Origin of the sequence: Roseateles sp. (assembly GCF_965262435.1) — a bacterium.
Classification (GTDB): domain Bacteria; phylum Pseudomonadota; class Gammaproteobacteria; order Burkholderiales; family Burkholderiaceae_C; genus Paucibacter_A.
Genome location: NZ_OZ253537.1, coordinates 2,465,279 through 2,482,221, shown reverse-complemented (window position 1 = coordinate 2,482,221; position 16,943 = coordinate 2,465,279). Strand labels below are relative to the sequence as shown.

Annotated in this window: 17 protein-coding genes and 1 tRNA gene; 15 read left to right on the top strand and 3 right to left on the bottom strand. The window is 66.2% G+C overall.

Translation table 11 applies throughout. The features are described from left to right. Window position 1: 1 nt before the first annotated feature. Window positions 2–583, bottom strand: a complete 582-nt coding sequence (locus ACQY39_RS10710; RefSeq protein WP_428506045.1) for a GbsR/MarR family transcriptional regulator — start codon at window positions 581–583, stop codon at window positions 2–4. Between the two features lie 227 nt (window positions 584–810). Between ACQY39_RS10710 and ACQY39_RS10705 the strand changes: the two genes are divergently transcribed. The 7 genes from ACQY39_RS10705 (at window position 811) to arsC (ending at window position 4,438) form a co-directional block, all read left to right on the top strand. Then, entirely contained in the window at window positions 811–951 is a 141-nt protein-coding gene (locus ACQY39_RS10705) for a hypothetical protein (RefSeq protein ID WP_428506043.1), read from the top strand. After that, window positions 948–1,544, top strand: coding sequence for a GNAT family N-acetyltransferase (locus ACQY39_RS10700; protein WP_428506041.1), 597 nt, complete (start codon window positions 948–950; stop codon window positions 1,542–1,544). The genes ACQY39_RS10705 and ACQY39_RS10700 overlap by 4 nt, the downstream gene beginning before the upstream one ends. 131 nt (window positions 1,545–1,675) lie before the next feature. Further along, on the top strand, window positions 1,676–2,272 hold the full coding sequence (locus tag ACQY39_RS10695; protein WP_428506039.1) for a DUF2975 domain-containing protein: 597 nt from the start codon (window positions 1,676–1,678) through the stop codon (window positions 2,270–2,272). Continuing rightward, window positions 2,272–2,508 carry a helix-turn-helix domain-containing protein gene (locus ACQY39_RS10690; RefSeq protein ID WP_428506037.1) on the top strand — a complete coding sequence of 79 codons (237 nt, stop codon included), beginning with the start codon at window positions 2,272–2,274 and terminating at the stop codon, window positions 2,506–2,508. Before ACQY39_RS10695 ends, ACQY39_RS10690 begins: the two co-directional genes overlap by 1 nt. Then, window positions 2,505–3,191: a hypothetical protein gene (locus tag ACQY39_RS10685; RefSeq protein ID WP_428506035.1), complete on the top strand. Its 687-nt coding sequence runs from the start codon at window positions 2,505–2,507 to the stop codon at window positions 3,189–3,191. Before ACQY39_RS10690 ends, ACQY39_RS10685 begins: the two co-directional genes overlap by 4 nt. Window positions 3,192–3,225: 34 nt before the next feature. After that, window positions 3,226–4,044: a hypothetical protein gene (locus ACQY39_RS10680; RefSeq protein ID WP_428506033.1), complete on the top strand. Its 819-nt coding sequence runs from the start codon at window positions 3,226–3,228 to the stop codon at window positions 4,042–4,044. Between the two features lie 40 nt (window positions 4,045–4,084). Further along, a complete protein-coding gene (gene arsC / locus ACQY39_RS10675; RefSeq protein WP_428506031.1) occupies window positions 4,085–4,438 on the top strand; it encodes an arsenate reductase (glutaredoxin) in 354 nt (117 codons plus the stop codon). A 19-nt stretch (window positions 4,439–4,457) separates the two neighbouring features. Here arsC and ACQY39_RS10670 read toward each other — a convergent pair whose 3' ends face one another. Further along, complete coding sequence (locus ACQY39_RS10670) at window positions 4,458–4,949, bottom strand: N-acetyltransferase family protein (RefSeq protein WP_428506029.1); 492 nt, start codon at window positions 4,947–4,949, stop codon at window positions 4,458–4,460. An 81-nt stretch (window positions 4,950–5,030) separates the two neighbouring features. On the opposite strand from ACQY39_RS10670, the gene ACQY39_RS10665 reads away from it, so the two are divergent. Then, window positions 5,031–5,966, top strand: coding sequence for an alpha/beta fold hydrolase (locus tag ACQY39_RS10665; RefSeq protein WP_428506027.1), 936 nt, complete (start codon window positions 5,031–5,033; stop codon window positions 5,964–5,966). Between the two features lie 19 nt (window positions 5,967–5,985). On the opposite strand, the gene ACQY39_RS10660 is transcribed toward ACQY39_RS10665, so the two are convergent. Then, a complete protein-coding gene (locus ACQY39_RS10660) occupies window positions 5,986–6,282 on the bottom strand; it encodes a DUF4212 domain-containing protein (RefSeq protein ID WP_428506025.1) in 297 nt (98 codons plus the stop codon). Between the two features lie 182 nt (window positions 6,283–6,464). On the opposite strand from ACQY39_RS10660, the gene prfB reads away from it, so the two are divergent. From prfB to ACQY39_RS10625, 7 genes are all read left to right on the top strand, one after another. After that, a protein-coding gene (gene prfB, locus ACQY39_RS10655) for a peptide chain release factor 2 (RefSeq protein WP_428510780.1) occupies window positions 6,465–7,569 on the top strand; the annotation gives its coding sequence in 2 pieces (ribosomal slippage) (window positions 6,465–6,545 and window positions 6,547–7,569; 1,104 coding nt in all). 107 nt (window positions 7,570–7,676) lie between these two features. Further along, window positions 7,677–10,373, top strand: coding sequence for an aminopeptidase N (gene pepN, locus ACQY39_RS10650; protein ID WP_428506023.1), 2,697 nt, complete (start codon window positions 7,677–7,679; stop codon window positions 10,371–10,373). Between the two features lie 90 nt (window positions 10,374–10,463). After that, on the top strand, window positions 10,464–11,477 hold the full coding sequence (locus ACQY39_RS10645) for a class 1 fructose-bisphosphatase (RefSeq protein ID WP_428506021.1): 1,014 nt from the start codon (window positions 10,464–10,466) through the stop codon (window positions 11,475–11,477). A gap of 25 nt (window positions 11,478–11,502) precedes the next feature. Next, window positions 11,503–11,578, top strand: a tRNA-Thr gene (locus tag ACQY39_RS10640). Between the two features lie 76 nt (window positions 11,579–11,654). Next, a complete protein-coding gene (locus tag ACQY39_RS10635) occupies window positions 11,655–12,056 on the top strand; it encodes a VanZ family protein (protein ID WP_428506019.1) in 402 nt (133 codons plus the stop codon). A 53-nt stretch (window positions 12,057–12,109) separates the two neighbouring features. Continuing rightward, window positions 12,110–16,375 (top strand): PAS domain S-box protein, encoded by a 4,266-nt coding sequence (locus ACQY39_RS10630; RefSeq protein WP_428506017.1) that lies wholly within the window; start codon window positions 12,110–12,112, stop codon window positions 16,373–16,375. 133 nt (window positions 16,376–16,508) lie between these two features. Further along, window positions 16,509–16,808, top strand: coding sequence for a hypothetical protein (locus ACQY39_RS10625; protein WP_428506015.1), 300 nt, complete (start codon window positions 16,509–16,511; stop codon window positions 16,806–16,808). Window positions 16,809–16,943: the final 135 nt, after the last annotated feature.

Sequence of the window (16,943 nt, the reverse complement as noted above, 5' to 3'; positions counted from 1 at the left end):
ATCAAGCCTCCGAAGCCGGCTTAGCCGCAACGCCGCTGACGGCGCGGCCGATGCGGCCCGGCAGCTCCAGCATCTTTTGCACCTTGGAGCCCATCTTCATCAGCTGGCCCAGGGTCTGCGAATCCATCTTCTGCACATCGTCGAACCAGGTCGTCATCAGCTCGATCAGGTCGTGCATGCCGCGCATGCGCTCCTGCGCCACGCGGTCCTCTTCGCAGGTCGGCGCCTCCAGCAAGGCATTGCGCAGCATGGACAAGGTGGGTTCGATCTCGCGGCGGCGGCGCTCTTCGGCCAGGGTGCGAAAGATCTCCCACGCATCCGACGGCGCCTCGAAATACTCGCGCCGGTCGCCCGGCAGGTGGCGCAGACGCACCAAGCGCCAGGCCTGCAGTTCTTTCAAGCCCATAGAGACATTGGAGCGGCTGAACTCTAGGTTCTCGGCGATGTCGTCGGCATTGATGGCCTGGGGCGAGACAAAAATCAGGGCGTAAATCTGCCCGACGGTGCGATTGATGCCCCAGCGGCTGCCCATTTCCCCGAAATGGGCTACAAAACTACGAACCAGGGGACTCATGGCTTGCATGGCGGTTTGTCCTTGCGCCAGCGCAAAGCCGGCGACTTCTGAGGGTGGAGGAATTTGATCTGCTTCAAGATTTTGCTGAATTTTCAAGAATTCCTGAAAATTCAGCAAGTCCACAAACTCTTGACCGTGCGAGCAGCGAGGTTGCTGCGCCGCTTGCCGGCCAATAATGGCGCGCGCCTCCAAGATCGCGGCGCCGCGCTGTCCACCCATTCTTCGCTGCTCCCGCCATGCTGACCCGCCCCCGACTTCTTCTGATGAGCTGGCTGCAGGCCCTGAACGCCGGCGCCCTCGCCAGCCTGCCCCAGCAAGACGAGGTGGATCCGGCCCGGCTGGCCTTGCTGGGCTTTTTGCGCGAGCAACTGAAATGAGCGGAAAAGCCACGGCTGCGGCACTCCCCGAACTGCACAGCCCGCGCCTGCTGCTGCGCGCGCCCTCACCTGCCTTGCTGGAAGCCGTGATTGCCTTTCAGACCCGCAACCGCGAACACCTGGCGCCCTGGGACCCGCCGCAGCCCGCCGACTTTCTGGAGCCCGAGTTCGTGCGCGCTCGGCTGCAGCAAGGCGCCGATGAATTCGCCGCCGGCACGGCGTTGCGCTACTGGTTCGCACGCCGCGAAGCGCCGGCCCTGTTGATCGGCCAGGTCGGCGTCTCGCAACTGGCGCGCGGCCCCTTCCAGAACGCCAGCCTGGGCTACAGCCTCGACGCCCGCGCGCAAGGCCAGGGCCTGATGCATGAAGCCCTGCAAGCCGTCATCGCCGAGCTGTTCGGCCCGCGCGTGCACCTGCATCGCCTGCAAGCCGCCGTGCGGCCCGAGAACCGGCGCAGCCGTGCCGTGCTGCAGCGCCTGGGATTCAGCCCCATCGGTCTGAGCCGGCGCTACCTTTTCATCAACGGCGCCTGGCGCGACCACGAGCTTTTCGACTTGGTGAACCCCGGCTGGCCAGAGGACCAAGCGCCCTGATCCAGGGCGCACGAGCTGCGCCCCGGTGCACGCCACGCTCCGACCGGCATCGCGTTTTGATGCCAAAAACTTGCTGGCTGATTTTGATAAATTATTGTTTTACAGAAATTTATCAAGTCAGAATGTGGGCCATGCGCGCCCCTCCCGAATCCCCCAACGACATCCCCACCCGCACAATGGCCGCTCGCATCGGCCCGCTGGAGCGTGTGCGCCGCTTGGCGCTGTGGGTGCAGCTGCTGTGCCTGGCGGGCGCCGCCATCGTGGTGCTGGTGCCGGCCCAACTCTGGAGCCGGGCCGATTGGCTGGAGAAAGTGACACGTCACTACTGGGTCACCGACACCGACATTCCCCTGCAACTGGACGCCGCCTCGCGCGCCTGGGGCTGGGCGGCCAGTTGCCTGCCCAGCATCGTGCTGCTGTTCGCGCTCTGGCAGGTCTGGTGCCTGTTCGGCGCTTACCGGCTCGGCCAGGTCTTCACCCTGGAACCGGTTCGCCGCCTGCGCCGTTTGGCGCTGGCCTTGATGGCGCACGCGCTGGCCCAGCCACTGGGCCATACGCTGTCCATCTTGGCCCTAACCCTGGGCAACCCGGTCGGCCAGCGCCAGCTGGTGCTGGGCCTGGCCTTCGATCACTTCATCAGCTTCTTCATCGGCCTGGTGATCTGGGGCATTGCCCAGGTCATGCAGGAAGCGCAGGCGGTGGCAGCGGAGAACGCGGAGTTCATCTGATGCCCATCGTTCTGACCCTGGATGTGATGCTGGCGCGGCGCAAGATGCGCTCGCGCGAGTTGGCCGAGCGGGTGGGCATCACCGAGGCCAACCTCTCGCTGCTGAAGTCGGGCAAGGTGCGCGGCGTGCGCTTCGACACCCTGAGCCGCATCTGCGCCATCCTGGATTGCCAGCCCGGTGATTTGCTGCGTTATGAAGCCGGGCCCGAGTCTGAAGAACCCGAGGCATCCTCATGAACGCCCCCGCTGCGTTCTTCGCCGCCCGCCACAACAGGTTCGGGGGCTGGGCTGTGGTTCTGTTCGTGCACATCGTCCTGCTGGCCTTGTTCTTCCAAGCCCGGCAAGCAAGTCTCCAAGGTCTGCCCAAGGCCCCAGCACAAGGCCAATGGGTGAGCATGCGATTGCTCAGCCGTCCCTCGCTGCTGCCCATGACCAGCCGGCCCAAACCCGAGCGGGCGCGGCAGGTCAGCCCGCCGGGCTCGGCACGCCCACGGGCGGAGCCCGGCGTGGCCGCGTCACCTCTAAGCCCCGCGCCTGCATCAGCCGAGCCCGGCCCGAATGCCATCACCTGGGTGGCGCCGCCGGCCGCGCCTGCTTCGCCGCAAGCCAGCGCCCAGGCCTCACCTGCGCCCCTGCAGCTGGGCCTGCCCGGCCGCGCGGCTTCGGGTGCTCTGCCTGGCTTGGCCGAGATGGTGCGCCGCGATCCCCGGGCCAACACCCCGCGGCTCAGCGTGGAAGCGCGCATCGCCTCGGCCCTCGGAAATGCCGAGATGAGCGAAGAGTCCATCAAGCCCGGCCACACCCGTTTCCGCCAGGGCAGCAGCTGCATCGATGTACAGGACGCCCGCGTGAGCGAGCTGTTCGCCTTTGATGCGGTCGCGCGCGGCGCGCCCAAACTGGTGTCTGCCTGCAAGAAGTAGCCCTTGAACGCCAACATCCACGCCCTCTGACACCATGCACAACACCACACCTCGCCAGAATCTGCGCTACTCGCGGCCCTTGTCCTTGCTGCTGCTGGCGGCGGCGGCACTCGGCCACAGCGCGCAAGCTCAGCCCACGCCCGCCGCCGCAGCCGCCAGTGCAGCCCCGGACAGCCCGGTGCAACTGGAGACGGTATCCATGACGCTGCAACGCGACGGCTCGCTGATCCCCTATGCCAAGATGAACGAGATCCTGGGCCTGATGCAAAAGCATGGCGAAGGTCTGTTCTTTATGGAGTTCAAGCTCGCCTTCAAGGAGCCAAAGCCAGCGAGTTTCACGCCCAAGCTGGCGGTGCAGCACAACGACGGTGTGCTGCCCGTCAAGCTGGCCGAGGACGGCAGCTTCCAGCTGCCGCTGCTGCCGGCCGAACTGGGCAAGGATGCCGACCTGGCCCGAAACTGGAAGCGCGGTTCGGCCTCGCTGAGCGCAAGCCTCAGGCTGTCGATCCGGCCGGAACAGCTGACCATGGGCACGGTGCGCCGCATCGCCCGCCTGGCCCACAAGCTGCGCAGCGAGATGCTGCCCTGGTATTTGCGGCCCTTGTTCCCACAGTTCGAAGGCGTGCGGGTCTGCAGCGGCAAACCGGCGTGGGAGCTGGAGTGGCGCGAGAAGGGCCAGCTGCTGGCACTGCCGCTGACGGCCGACCCCAAGGATGTCGACCCCGATGCCATCAAGGGCCAAGCACCGCGCAGCTGCACCGTGCTCAGCGGCCAGGAAAGCTGGCCCGACGAGGCGCGCCTGATCGCGCCGCCGGACAGCCGGCTCAGCGTGCGCGTCTTGAGCAGCAAGTGAAGCCAATCGCGCCCGTCTCGCCCACCCCTACACTGAAGCCATGACGACATTGCGCCTTCTCCACAACCCGCGCTGCTCCAAGTCGCGCGAAGCCTTGGCCTTGCTGCAAAGCGGCGGCCATGCCGTCGAAGTGATCGACTACCAGCAGGCCCCGCTCGACCTGCCGGCCTTGCAGACCCTGCTTGGCCAGTTGGGTCTGGGTGCCCGAGAGCTGCTGCGCAGCGGCGAGCCCGAGTACCAGGCCCTGGGCCTGGAGCGGCCCGAGCTGGGTGAGACGGAGCTGCTGGCTGCTCTGGCGGCGCACCCGCGGCTGCTGCAAAGACCCATCGTCATCGACGGTCAGCGGGCTTTGATCGCCCGGCCGCCCGAGCTGCTGCGGGCCTGGCTGCGCTGAGCGCGCCCGGCTGCCAACCTCAACCTTTTTTGTAGCGCTGCAGGTCCGGCCCAGCCAGACGGCAGATGCGCCACTCGGGCAGCACATGGGCGCCCATGCGTTCGTAGAAACGGATCGCGTCCTCGTTCCAGTCCAGCACGGTCCACTCAAAGCGACCGTAGTCGCGCTCAACGGCGATCTGCGCCAGGCGACTCAGGATGCCCTGGCCCAGGCCGCTGCGGCGGTGGGCAGAGCGGACATAGAGGTCCTCCAGATAGAGGCCCGGCTTGCCCAGAAAGGTGCTGAAGTTCGTGAAGAACAGGGCATAGCCGACCACCTCACCGTCGATTTCACCGACCAGGGCCTCGACCACGGGCTTGGCGCCGAACAGGTGCAGCTGCAGCTTTTCGGCCGTCAGCTCCAGCAAATGGCTGAGGTTTTCAAACTCGGCCAGTTCCTTGACCAGGCCCACAATGGCCGGCACATCTCGGGGCTCGGCGGAACGCAAGGTGTATGAAATCATGCGCCGCATTCTGCCCGGGAACGATGACAGACTGCGCCCCTTGTCGCTGGACTGACAGACCCGCCGACCGGCCTGACCTACAGTCGACGCATGACGCCCAGCCCCACCCCCAGCGATTACCGCCTGCGCCGCCCCCACGACAGCGATTTCCTGACCCTGCGCGGCCTGCGCCACCACCTGCTGCGCTGGGGCCCCACGGCGTCGGCCAGCCCGCAGCAACCGCTGCTGGTGCTGCTGCACGGCTGGATGGACGTCGGTGCTTCGTTCCAGTTCCTGGTCGACGCGCTCAGCGCGCTCAATGACGAGCGCCCCATCCTGGCGATGGACTGGCGCGGCTTCGGCCTCAGTGACAACGCGCCCGGCAGCAACTACTGGTTCCCGGATTACCTGGCCGATCTCGACGCCTTGCTTGACCAGGTCAGCCCGGAGCTGCCGGTCGACCTGCTCGGCCACAGCATGGGCGGCAATGTCGTGATGAGCTACGCCGGCGTGCGGCCCGAGCGGGTGCGCCGGCTGATCAATCTGGAGGGCTTCGGTCTGCCCGAGGCCAAGCCCGAGCAAGCGCCCGGCCGCCTGGCCACCTGGCTCAAGGAGCTGAAGGAGCCGCCGCAGCTGCGCCCCTACGCCAGCCTCGAGGCCGTGGCCCAGCGCCTGATCAAGACCAACCCGCGCCTGAGCCCGGACAAGGCCGCCTGGCTGGCCCCGCACTGGTCGCGCCAACAGGCCGATGGCAGCTGGCAGCTGCTGGCCGACCCGGCGCACAAGCGCGCCAACCCCATCCTCTACCGCAAGGACGAGATCGTGGCCGGTTGGAAGCTGATCACGGCGCCGACCCTGTGGGTGGAGGGTGACGCGAGCGATTTGAGCCAGTTCTGGGGGGACCGCTATCCGCGGGCCGATTTCGAAGCGCGGCTGAGTGCGGTTCCGCGCCTGGACAAGCAGATGATCCGCGCAGCCGGCCACATGCTGCACCACGACCAGCCCGAGGCGCTGGCGCGCTGCCTGGAAAACTTCCTGCTCCAGTGACGGCCTGGGGCTGGGGCGCTCAGCCGGGCTGACCGTACAGCTCGTCGAGCTTGCGCATGGCCCGGGCATAGAAGGCCACGATGACGCAGAACACCGCCAAGGCGCCCTGGGCGGCCACCCAGAAGCTGAAAGGCCAGCCGAAGAAGTCGAAGCTGAGCTCGCGGGCGAAGTAGGTCAAACCGAAGGCCACGGCCAGCCACACGAGCAGCAGCCACGCCGTCAGCCGCCGCGTGCGCTGCCAGTACTGCAGCTGGCGTGCGCTGGTTTCGGCCGAGTTCGGCTGGGGCGCGGGGCGGTCAAAATCATGCAGATTCATAGCTGGGCAGTGTGCAGCATTTCCCCTGGTGTCCGGCCTGGGGCAAGCGCTTTGCCACCCGGGGCCCCCGGCATGTGAAAATAGCGGGTTCGGATGCAGGTGCGCCCGGCCCCGACCCCGCTCAGGGCCGCGCGGCGCCCGCCCACGCATTCCACCGCAAGAACTCCTTGGGAACCAAGAACATGGACATCGAACGCATCAACACCATCGGTACCACCCTGGCCGACCTGACAGCGCGGACTGCCGCGCTAAGGGGGTATCTTTGACTACGATCGCAAAGCACTGCGACTGAACGAAGTCAATGCCGCGCTGGAGAACCCCAGCGTCTGGAACGAGCCCAAGCGCGCCCAGGAACTGGGCAAAGAAAAGCGCACGCTGGAAAACGTGGTCAACACCGTCGACCACCTCGAGAGCAATCTGGCCGACAACGCCGAGCTCTACGACATGTCCAAGGCCGACGACGATTTCGCGGGCCTGGAAGCCATCGAGGCCGATGCGGCCAAGCTGACGGAAATCGTCGAGCAGATGGAATTCCGCCGCATGTTCAACAACCCGGCCGATCCGCTGAACTGCTTTGTCGACATCCAGGCCGGCGCCGGCGGCACCGAGGCCTGCGACTGGGCCAGCATGCTGCTGCGCCAGTACCTGAAGTACGCCGAGCGCAAGGGCTTCAAGGCGACGCTGGAAGACCAGACCGACGGCGACGTGGCCGGCATCAAGAGCGCCACCATCAAGGTGGAAGGCGAATATGCCTTTGGCCTGCTGCGCACCGAAACCGGTGTGCACCGCCTGGTGCGCAAGAGCCCCTTCGACAGCTCGGGCGGCCGCCACACCAGCTTTGCCTCGCTGTTCGTCTACCCGGAAGTCGATGACTCGATCGAGATCGACATCAACCCGGCCGATGTGCGCACCGACACCTTCCGCGCTTCCGGCGCCGGCGGCCAGCACATCAACAAGACCGACTCGGCCGTGCGCCTGACCCACATCCCCACCGGCATCGTCGTCCAGTGCCAGGACGGCCGCAGCCAGCACAGCAACCGCGACGTGGCCTGGAAACGCCTGCGCTCGCGCCTGTACGACCATGAAATGCGCAAGCGCATGGAAGAACAGCAGAAGCTGGAAGACACCAAGACCGATGTGGGCTGGGGCCACCAGATTCGCAGTTATGTGCTGGACCAGAGCCGCATCAAGGACCTGCGCACCAACTTTGAGACCTCGGCCACCCAGAAGGTGCTGGACGGCGACCTCGACCCCTTCATCACCGAGAGCCTGAAGCAAGGCGTCTGAGACCCAGACGCCCGCCCGGCTCTTTCCCTGACCGCTCCCTGCCCTGCCTCTGACCCCGCGCCACCCGCGCGGGGCTTCAAACCTCTTGCCACCCAAGGATGCCCGCCATGCGTGAAGGCTCTGCCACCCTGATCCGCCGCGAGGACTACTGCGCGCCCGCGTTCTGGATCCGTACCGTCGACCTGACTTTCGATCTGGAACCGGCCAAGACCCTGGTCACCTCCAAGATGCAGCTGGAGCGCAATGCCGCCGTCGCCCATGGCGCCCTGCGCCTGCACGGCGAAGAGCTCAATGTGCTGCGCGTGCTGATCAATGGCGAGAGCGTGTCCTTCCGCCAGGAAGGCCATGAGCTGATCATCGACAACGTGCCCGATGCCGATTTCGCGCTCGAGATCCGCAACACCTGCGCGCCCGACAGGAACACCGCGCTCAGCGGCCTCTACACCTCGGGTGGCAGCTTCTTCACGCAGTGCGAGGCCGAGGGCTTCCGCCGCATCACCTACTTCCTGGACCGCCCCGATGTGATGGCGGTCTACACCGTGCTGTTGCGCGCCGACAAGGCCAAGTTCCCGGTGCTGCTGTCCAACGGCAATCTGCTGGACTCGGGAGATCTCGACAACGGCCGCCATTTCGCCAAGTGGCACGACCCCTTCCCCAAGCCCAGCTATCTGTTCGCCCTGGTGGCCGGCGATCTGGTGGCGCGCGAACAGCGCGTGCGCACCCGTGCAGGCAAGGACCATCTGCTGCAAGTCTTCGTGCGCCGCGGCGACCTGGAGAAGACCGAACACGCGATGAACTCGCTGATCGCCTCCATCGTCTGGGACGAGGCCCGCTTCGGCCTGCCCCTGGATCTGGAACGCTTCATGGTCGTCGGCGTGTCCGACTTCAATATGGGCGCGATGGAGAACAAGGGCCTGAACATCTTCAACACCAGCGCCCTGCTGGCCTCGCCGGCCACCGCGACGGACGCTGACTTCGGCCGCATCGAGTCCATCGTCGCGCACGAGTACTTCCACAACTGGACCGGCAACCGCGTCACCTGCCGCGACTGGTTCCAGCTCTCGCTGAAAGAAGGCCTGACCGTTTTCCGCGACCAAGAATTCAGCATGGACATGGCCGGCGGCGCCAGCGCCCGCGCGGTCTGCCGCATCCAGGACGTGCGCGCCCTGCGCGCCAGCCAGTTCCCCGAAGACTCGGGCGCCATGGCCCACCCGGTGCGCCCCGACACCTTTGTCGAGATCAACAACTTCTACACCCCCACCGTCTACGAAAAGGGCTCGGAAGTGGTGCGCATGTACCAGACCCTGGTCGGCCGCGCCGGCTTCGAGAAGGGCATGAAGCTCTACTTCGAGCGCCATGACGGCCAGGCCGTGACCTGCGACGACTTCGCCGCCGCCATCGCCGACGCCAACCCCGGCTCGGCCCTGAGCACACGCCTGGACAACTTCAAGCGCTGGTACTCCCAAGCCGGCACGCCGCGCCTGCAAGCCCGCGGCGTGTACGACGAGGCCGCCCAGACCTACACCCTGACGCTCAAGCAGCACAACCCCGCCACCCCGGGCCAGGAGCACAAGCTGCCCCAGGTGATCCCGGTGGCTCTGGGCCTGCTGAGCCCCGAGGGTCAGGCCTTGCCTCTGCAATTGCAGGGCGAAGCGCAGGCCGCCGGCCTGGAGCGCGTGATCGTGCTGGACGAAGCGGAACAAAGCTTTGTCTTCACCAACGTGACCAGCCAGCCTGTGCCCTCGCTGCTGCGCGGCTTCTCGGCCCCGGTGGTGCTGGATGACGGCCTCAGCGATGCGGACCTGCTGGTGCTGCTGCAGCACGATGCCGACGCTTTCAACCGCTGGGAAGCCAGCCAGCGCCTTGCTTTGAACCGCATCCTGGCGGCCGTGCGCAATGGCAGCGCCCTGCAGCTGGACAGCGCCTTCATCGAAGCCATGCGCGCCGTGCTGCGCCACCCTGAGTTAGACGCCGCCTTCAAGGACCTGGCCCTGACCCTGCCGGGCGAAGGCTATATCGCCGAGCAGCTGGAGGTGGTGGACCCGCAAGCCATCCACGCCGCCGTGGAGGCCGCCCGCAGCCAGCTGGCCCAAGCCCTGCGCGAGGACTGGATCGAAGCCTTCGAGGCCAACCAGATCCAGGGCGGCTACACGCCTGATCCGGTGTCCTCCGGCAAGCGCGCCTTGGCCAATCTGGCCCTGAGCATGCTGGTGCTGGACGCCGCCCGCAGCGGCGACACGGTCTGGCCCGGCCGCGCTTACCAGCGCTTCAAGGACGCCGGCAATATGACCGAGCGCCTCGGCGCCCTCAGCGCCCTGGTCAACGCCCATGCCGAGCTGGCCGAGCCGGCCCTGGCCCGCTTCCACGAGCTGTTCAAGGACGACGCCCTGGTTATCGACAAGTGGTTCGCCCTGCAAGGCCGCACGCCGGAGCTGGACGGCAAGAGCTTCGCCCGCGTCAAGCAGCTGACCCAGCACCCGGACTTCACGCTCAAGAACCCGAACCGCGCGCGCAGCCTGATCTCCTCGCTGTGCATGTTCAACCCGGCCGCCTTCCACCGCGCTGATGCGGCGGGTTATGTGTTCTGGGCTGAGCAAGTGCTGGCTCTGGACGCCATCAACCCGCAGATCGCCAGCCGCCTGGCGCGTGCCATGGACCGCTGGACCACCTTGGCCCAGCCCTACCGCAGCGCCGCGCTGGAAGCGATCCGTCGCGTGGCCGCCAAGCCCGACCTGTCCAGCGATGTGCGCGAGGTCATCGACCGTGCACTGGCGTCTGACAAGTCGGCCGACGCCGCCGCCTGAACGGGCAGATGACAAGGGGCCGCGAGGCCCCTTTTCTTCGTCTGCCGCGCTCCGAACCGATTTTTTACTTCCCCGAGAAAGACCGTCACCATGACACGTCGCATCAGCCTGACTCAATACCTGATCGAACAACAGCGCCAGCATGGCCACATCCCGCAGGAGCTGCGCCTCCTGATCGAGGTGGTGGCGCGCGCCTGCAAACGCATCGCCATCAGCGTCACCAAGGGTGCGCTCGGCGAGGTGCTGGGCACGGCCGGCAGCGAGAACGTGCAGGGCGAGATCCAGAAGAAGCTCGACATCATCGCCAACGAGGTGCTGATCGAGGCCAATGAATGGGGCGGCCATCTGGCGGCCATGGCCTCCGAGGAAATGGAAGGCATCTACCTGGTGCCCAACCGCTTCCCCAAGGGCGAATACCTGCTGATGTTTGACCCGCTGGACGGCTCATCCAACATCGACGTCAACGTCTCCATCGGCACCATCTTCTCGGTGCTCAAGAAGGCCGAGGGCAGCAAGGGCGTGTCGGAAGACGACTTCCTGCAGCCGGGCCATCAGCAAGTGGCCGCCGGCTACTGCGTTTACGGCCCGCAGACCACCCTGGTGCTGACCTTCGGTGCCGGCGTGGCCATGTTCACCCTGGACCGTGAGCAAGGCAGCTTTGTGCTGACGCAAGAAGGCGTGAAGATCCCCGAGGACACCAAGGAGTTCGCCATCAATATGTCGAACATGCGGCACTGGGATGCCCCAGTAAAGCGTTACATCGACGAATGCTTGGCCGGCGAAGAAGGCCCGCGCGGCAAGAACTTCAATATGCGCTGGATCGCCTCCATGGTGGCCGATGTGCACCGCATCCTGACCCGCGGCGGTGTCTTCATGTACCCCTGGGACCAGCGCGAACCCAACAAGGCCGGCAAGCTGCGCCTGATGTACGAAGCCAATCCCATGGCCTTCCTGGTGGAGCAGGCCGGCGGCGCGGCCACCAACGCCCGCCAGCGCATCATGGACCTGACCCCCACGCAGTTGCATGAGCGCGTGGCCGTGGTGCTGGGCTCCAAGAATGAAGTCGAGCGCGTGACCGCCTACCACCTTGATTCGGCCAAATAAACCCTGCTAGAATCTCGGGCTTGATGCCGGTGTAGCTCAGTCGGTAGAGCAGCTCATTCGTAATGAGAAGGTCGGGTGTTCGATTCATCTCTCCGGCACCATCCATAAAATCCGCAAAGCCCAGTTCGCAAGAGCTGGGCTTTGTTGTTTCTGGCCTCGCTTGATGCAAGCACTCCCGTGAACTCACCCGCCACCCCAACTGCCGCCCTGCTCGACCGGCCTGATGTCCAGCGCGGCCTGGCCTGGCTCATGTTGCTGCTGATCCTCGTGATCAGCTGGCTGGCCCTGAGCCCGGCGCCGCCCAAGCAGATGAACTTGGGCTGGGACAAGCTCAACCATCTCAGTGCCTTCGCCACCCTCGGTTTGCTCGGGCGCCTGGCCTGGCCGCGGCGCACGTTTGCCGTGCTTCTGGCCTTGCTGGCCTATGGCGCTGCGATCGAAGTGCTGCAAGGCCTGGTTCCCGGACGCAGTGGCGAATGGCCTGACTTGCTGGCCGACGCCCTAGGGCTCTTGCTCGGCAGTCTGGCAAGCTGGGCCTTGAGCCGACTGCTGCGTCCAGCCCCTCACGACACGAATTGAGTTAGTCTCGCTCCAGCGGTCAGAGCACCCAAGGCCGGCCGCAGGGAGCGGATATGAAGCATGGCAACAAGTCCAGGGCCTTGGCGCTGGCTGTGCTGCTGGGCGGCTGCGTGCTGGCATGGGTCGGCACCGTTGCTTTGCAGCGTCAGCAAGCGACCGAGGCACAGACCCACTTCTCCGAGCTGTCTCAGCAAGCACTGGGCCAGGTTAAGGACCGCCTGCGCAGCTACGAGTTCGGGCTGCGGGGCGCCCGTGGTGCGGCGCTGGCAGCCGGGCTGGACCGACTCAACCGCGAGGGCTTTCAGGAATACATGCGCTCCCGCGACTTGGAGCGCGAGTTTCCCGGTGCCCGCGGCTTCGGCCTGATACGGCGCCTGCTGCCGCATCAAGAAGCGGCCTTTCTGCGCCGCATCCAGCTCGACGGCCGGCCTGATTTCCACATCCAGGCGCTCAGCCCCAATCAAAGCGAACGTTGGGTGATTCAGTTCATCGAGCCGGAGGCGCGCAACGCAGCCGCCTTGGGCTTGGACATCGCCTCCGAGGCGACGCGACGCGAAGCCACTCTGGCCGCCGTGGCCAGTGGCCAGGCCACCTTGACCCGGCCCGTCACCTTGCTGCAAGCCAGTGGCCAGCCCGGCCAAGGCCTGCTCTTCATGTTGCCGATCTTTCGCAGCGGCAGCACCCCGGCCACCGTGGCGGAGCGCCAGGCCGAAGTCCAGGGTCTGGCCTATGCACCGCTGCTGCTGGAGGAGGTGCTGGCCGGCCTGGATTTCCACCGCAACAGCTTCGCCCTGCGCCTGCTGGATGCCGAGGCTTCACCCGAGCCCCTGCCCTTCTACGATTCCAAGCCAGGAGCCGTCGCTGCGGCCGGGCTCAGCTTGCGCATGCCGCTGCAGGAGTTCGGTCGCCAATGGCTGTTAGAGGTCAGGGCGCAGCCTGACTTCCTGCTTCAGCGCAACTTTGTCGAGCCGAAGCTGGTCGGCGCCGGCCTGGTCGGCATCGCCGCGCTCTTGGCCTTGCTCACGCATTTGCTGGCCAGCAACCGCCAGCGCAAGCAGCAAGCCGCTGCCAACGCGGCCCATCTGGCCACCATCGTGGCCGACTCCACCGATGCCATTGTCAGCAAGGACCTGGAGGGCCACGTCAAGAGCTGGAATCCAGCCGCCGAAAGCATCTTCGGCTACTCGGCTGGCGAGGCGATCGGCCGCTCCCTGGGCGAGCTGATCGTGCCGCCCGAGTTGCAGGACGAGGAGCGTGACATCCTGGCCCGCATTGCACGTGGCGAGCCGATCCCGCATTTCGTCACCGTGCGCCAGCGCGCCGATGGTTCGCGCATCGACGTCTCGGTCACCGTATCCCCGATCCATGATGCGGCGCAGCGCGTGGTCGGTGCGGCCAAGATCGTGCGCGACATCAGCGAGCAAAAGCGGGCCGAGGCGCGCATCCTTCAGCTCAACGCCAGCCTGGAGGATCAGGTCCAGACGCGCACCCAGGAGCTGGAGACTGCCCGCCGACGCCTGCGCAGCGTGATCGACGCCCTGCCCTCCATGATCGGCTACTGGGACAAGCAGCTGCTCAACCAGGTGGCCAACCATGCCTACGCCAGCTGGTTCGGCGTTGACCCCAAAGCCCTGCCGGGCCAGCACATTTCCGCCCTGCTCGGGCCAAAGCTGTTCGAAGCCAACCGCCAGCACATCGAAGCCGCCCTGCGCGGCGAAGCCCAGACCTTCGAACGCAGCTTCCGCATCCCCGGCAGCGAGCGCATGCGGCATGCCCTGACCCACTACCTGCCGGACTGGTTGAACGGTGAGGTGCAGGGCTTCTACGTGGTCGTGCACGACATCAGCGAAATCACCGCACAACGCCAGCAACTGCAGCGCGACGAGCGCTTTCTGCACAGCTTGTTGGACATCGTGCCCGGCATGATCCTCTACTGCACGCCCGACCTGCGCTGCGCTTTTGCCAACGCCGCCTTCAAGACCTGGCTGGGCCTGGGCCAGACCGAACTGCAGGGCCGGTCCATGCGCGAGCTGCTCGGCGAAGAACGCTATGCCTGGTACCAGCCCTTTGTGGAACGCGTGCTGCAGGGCGAGCCGCAGCAGCTCGAACGCCAGTTGCTCGATGCCGACGGCCACAGCCGCGAGGTCTGGGTGCATTTCATCCCCGACCTCGACGGCGGCCATGTGCGCGGCTTCTTCGTGCTGGTCACCGATGTCAGCGCGCTGAAGCAAGCCCAGCTGCGCCTGCAGGAGCTCAATCTCGAACTGCTCGAACGCAGCGAACAGGCGCAGTCCGCCAACCAGGCCAAGAGCGAGTTCCTGGCCAATATGAGCCATGAAATTCGCACGCCCATGAACGCCATCCTGGGCATGTGCTACCTGCTGCAACGCCAGCCCCTGGAGGCCGGCGTGCTGCAGATGGTGCGCAAGATCGAGCTGTCCGGCAACAACTTGCTGGCCATCATCAACGACATCCTGGACTTCTCCAAAATCGAGGCGCACCGCCTGGACATCGAGTCCATGCCCTTCCGGCTCGACGATGTGCTGGACCAGCTGGCCAGCTTGATGGCTACGGCCGTAGGCAACAAGCCGGTGGAGGTGCTGGTCGGCGCCGCGCCGGCCGGTGCCCTGTTCCTCAAGGGCGATGCCTTGCGACTCGGGCAGGTGCTGACCAATCTGGCCAGCAATGCCATCAAGTTCACACCTGCGGGCGAGGTCGTGGTCCATGTCCGGCGCCTGGCAGCGCCTGCGGAACGGGGCACCGACTGGATCCAGCTGGAGTTCAGTGTCCAGGACAGCGGCATCGGCATCAGCCCGGACAAACTGAACAGCATCTTCCACGCCTTCAGCCAGGCCGACAGCTCGACCACCCGGCGCTTCGGCGGCACCGGCCTGGGCCTGACCATCAGCCGCCAGCTCGCCGAGCTGATGGGCGGCAGCATCACCGTTCGCAGCGAGCTGGGCCGCGGCAGCACCTTCACGGTCAGCCTGCCCTTCCAGCTGAGCGAGGTGGGTGAGAGCTCCTTGCCCGCCATGGTGCACCAGCGCGTGCTGATCGCCGACGACCACGCCGTGGCCCGCCAAGTGATGTGCAACACCGCGCAAAGCCTGGGCTGGTACGCCGACAGCGCCGACTCAGCTCAACAGGCCCTGCAGCTCCTGCATGAGCGGGCGCCGCAGCTGCCCTATGACGTGATCTTGCTCGACTGGCGCATGCCGGTGGTCGACGGCCTGGCCGCCGCCATGCTGATCCGCGAGCAGCAAGAGCAGGAGCACGGCGGCAAGCCCCATGAGCCCGGCCAGCCGGAAGAGCCCGACGCACCGATCATCATCATGGTCACAGCCTTTGACCGCGACCGCCTGCGCGACCAAGCCGGCAGCGAGCTCATCGACGCGGTGCTGACCAAGCCGGTCACTGCCTCCGGGCTCTACAACGCGGTGCTGGACGCCAAGAACCGGCGCGGTGCCCTGCTCACCAGCAAGCCGGCCGCACCGCAGCTGCATCGACTGAAGGGCCTGCGCATCCTGCTGGCCGACGACAGCGAGATCAACCGCGACGTCGCCCAGGACATCCTGCTCGGCGAAGGCGCCGTCGTCACTCAGGCGCTAGACGGCCTGGATGCCATCACCCAGCTGCTGGGCCAGCCGGACAGCGTCGACGTGGTGCTGATGGATGTGCAGATGCCCGTCATGGACGGCTATGCCGCGACCGAGAAAATCCGCGCCACACCGCAGCTGCAGCACCTGAAGGTGATCGCCTTGACCGCCGGCGCCTTCAGCCAGCAGCGTCAGGCCGCACTCGACGCCGGCATGGACGCCTTCGTGGCCAAGCCTTTCAACGTCGACGAGCTGGTGGGCAAGATCAACCAGCTGATGGGCCGGGCCAGCGACGGCCAGGGTGACTCAGCCACGGCAGACCGGCCAACGCCTGCAGAGCCCCCGCGCGAAGCGCCCGGCTTCGATGCTGCCGTCGGCCAAAGCCGCTTCAAGGAGGCGAGCCGCTTCCAGGCGCTCTTGCGCCGTTTTCTCGCCGACACCCAGCTGCGCATCCTCGCGCTGGACGACGCGGACCGTGACGGCTGGCGCCAGCTGGCCCATGCCAGCGGCACCCCCTCGGGCTACCTCGGCATGGCCGAGTTGAGCGAGCGGGCCGGCGCTTTGGAGCGGGTCTGCAGCGACAAGGCCGGCGACACGCTCGACGCTGATTCCTCCGCTAATTCGGCCGATTATTCAGCCGAACTGCAGGCCTTCCGCCAGGCCTTTGAAACCGCCCGCGCGGCGGCGCTGAGCTACCTGGACGCGCAGCAGCCCGTGTCCTGAGGGGCTGTACAGGCCTGTCACCAAGGCTTCACATCGCCACGTGATGCTGGGTATGCGCCCGCTGGTTTGCCGCCGGCGGCGCGCAACCCTCCGCACTGCATCTCAACCGAGCGAACGGAAAGAAAGAAGCCCCATGAGCCAAGACCTGAAGCAAGACCTGCCCGTCGACGCCAGCACGGAACTGCTGGAGCAAGACTTCGAATCGGTGGCCGACTACCACCGCCTGGCGGCACGGCATTTCTCGGCCGCAGCCGATCACCACCTGGCCGCCGCAGCCGCTGACGACGAGGGCGACCATGAAGCCACCGGCCGTCATGCGCACCTCGCCTATCGCCACCAGCTGCACGGCGTGCAGTACGCCGAAGTGGCCGTACTGGACAACGACGAGCTCGATGACGAGCACGACGAACTGGAAGACGACCACGCCCAGTGAGGCCGGCTGAGCAGCCTGCCTGAACCCGAGGAAAAAGAAAGAACCTGCGAGTACGTCCACATTGGCGGAGGACGCACTCGCAGGCAAGGAGCAGCTTCAAGCAACGCGGGCTCGGTGTCATCCAGCACCCTGGCC

What these genes read in the sequence shown, in the direction of transcription:
- ACQY39_RS10700 (WP_428506041.1), top strand. Translation starts at nt 948, where the DNA reads ATGAGCGGAAAAGCCACGGCTGCGGCACTCCCCGAACTGCACAGCCCG.
- ACQY39_RS10695 (WP_428506039.1), top strand. Translation starts at nt 1,676, where the DNA reads ATGCGCGCCCCTCCCGAATCCCCCAACGACATCCCCACCCGCACAATG.
- ACQY39_RS10665 (WP_428506027.1), top strand. Translation starts at nt 5,031, where the DNA reads ATGACGCCCAGCCCCACCCCCAGCGATTACCGCCTGCGCCGCCCCCAC.
- ACQY39_RS10670 (WP_428506029.1), bottom strand. Translation starts at nt 4,949, where the DNA reads ATGCGGCGCATGATTTCATACACCTTGCGTTCCGCCGAGCCCCGAGAT.
- pepN (WP_428506023.1), top strand. Translation starts at nt 7,677, where the DNA reads ATGCGTGAAGGCTCTGCCACCCTGATCCGCCGCGAGGACTACTGCGCG.
- ACQY39_RS10645 (WP_428506021.1), top strand. Translation starts at nt 10,464, where the DNA reads ATGACACGTCGCATCAGCCTGACTCAATACCTGATCGAACAACAGCGC.
- ACQY39_RS10690 (WP_428506037.1), top strand. Translation starts at nt 2,272, where the DNA reads ATGCCCATCGTTCTGACCCTGGATGTGATGCTGGCGCGGCGCAAGATG.
- ACQY39_RS10630 (WP_428506017.1), top strand. Translation starts at nt 12,110, where the DNA reads ATGAAGCATGGCAACAAGTCCAGGGCCTTGGCGCTGGCTGTGCTGCTG.
- ACQY39_RS10625 (WP_428506015.1), top strand. Translation starts at nt 16,509, where the DNA reads ATGAGCCAAGACCTGAAGCAAGACCTGCCCGTCGACGCCAGCACGGAA.
- ACQY39_RS10685 (WP_428506035.1), top strand. Translation starts at nt 2,505, where the DNA reads ATGAACGCCCCCGCTGCGTTCTTCGCCGCCCGCCACAACAGGTTCGGG.
- ACQY39_RS10705 (WP_428506043.1), top strand. Translation starts at nt 811, where the DNA reads ATGCTGACCCGCCCCCGACTTCTTCTGATGAGCTGGCTGCAGGCCCTG.
- arsC (WP_428506031.1), top strand. Translation starts at nt 4,085, where the DNA reads ATGACGACATTGCGCCTTCTCCACAACCCGCGCTGCTCCAAGTCGCGC.
- ACQY39_RS10710 (WP_428506045.1), bottom strand. Translation starts at nt 583, where the DNA reads ATGCAAGCCATGAGTCCCCTGGTTCGTAGTTTTGTAGCCCATTTCGGG.
- ACQY39_RS10680 (WP_428506033.1), top strand. Translation starts at nt 3,226, where the DNA reads ATGCACAACACCACACCTCGCCAGAATCTGCGCTACTCGCGGCCCTTG.
- ACQY39_RS10660 (WP_428506025.1), bottom strand. Translation starts at nt 6,282, where the DNA reads ATGAATCTGCATGATTTTGACCGCCCCGCGCCCCAGCCGAACTCGGCC.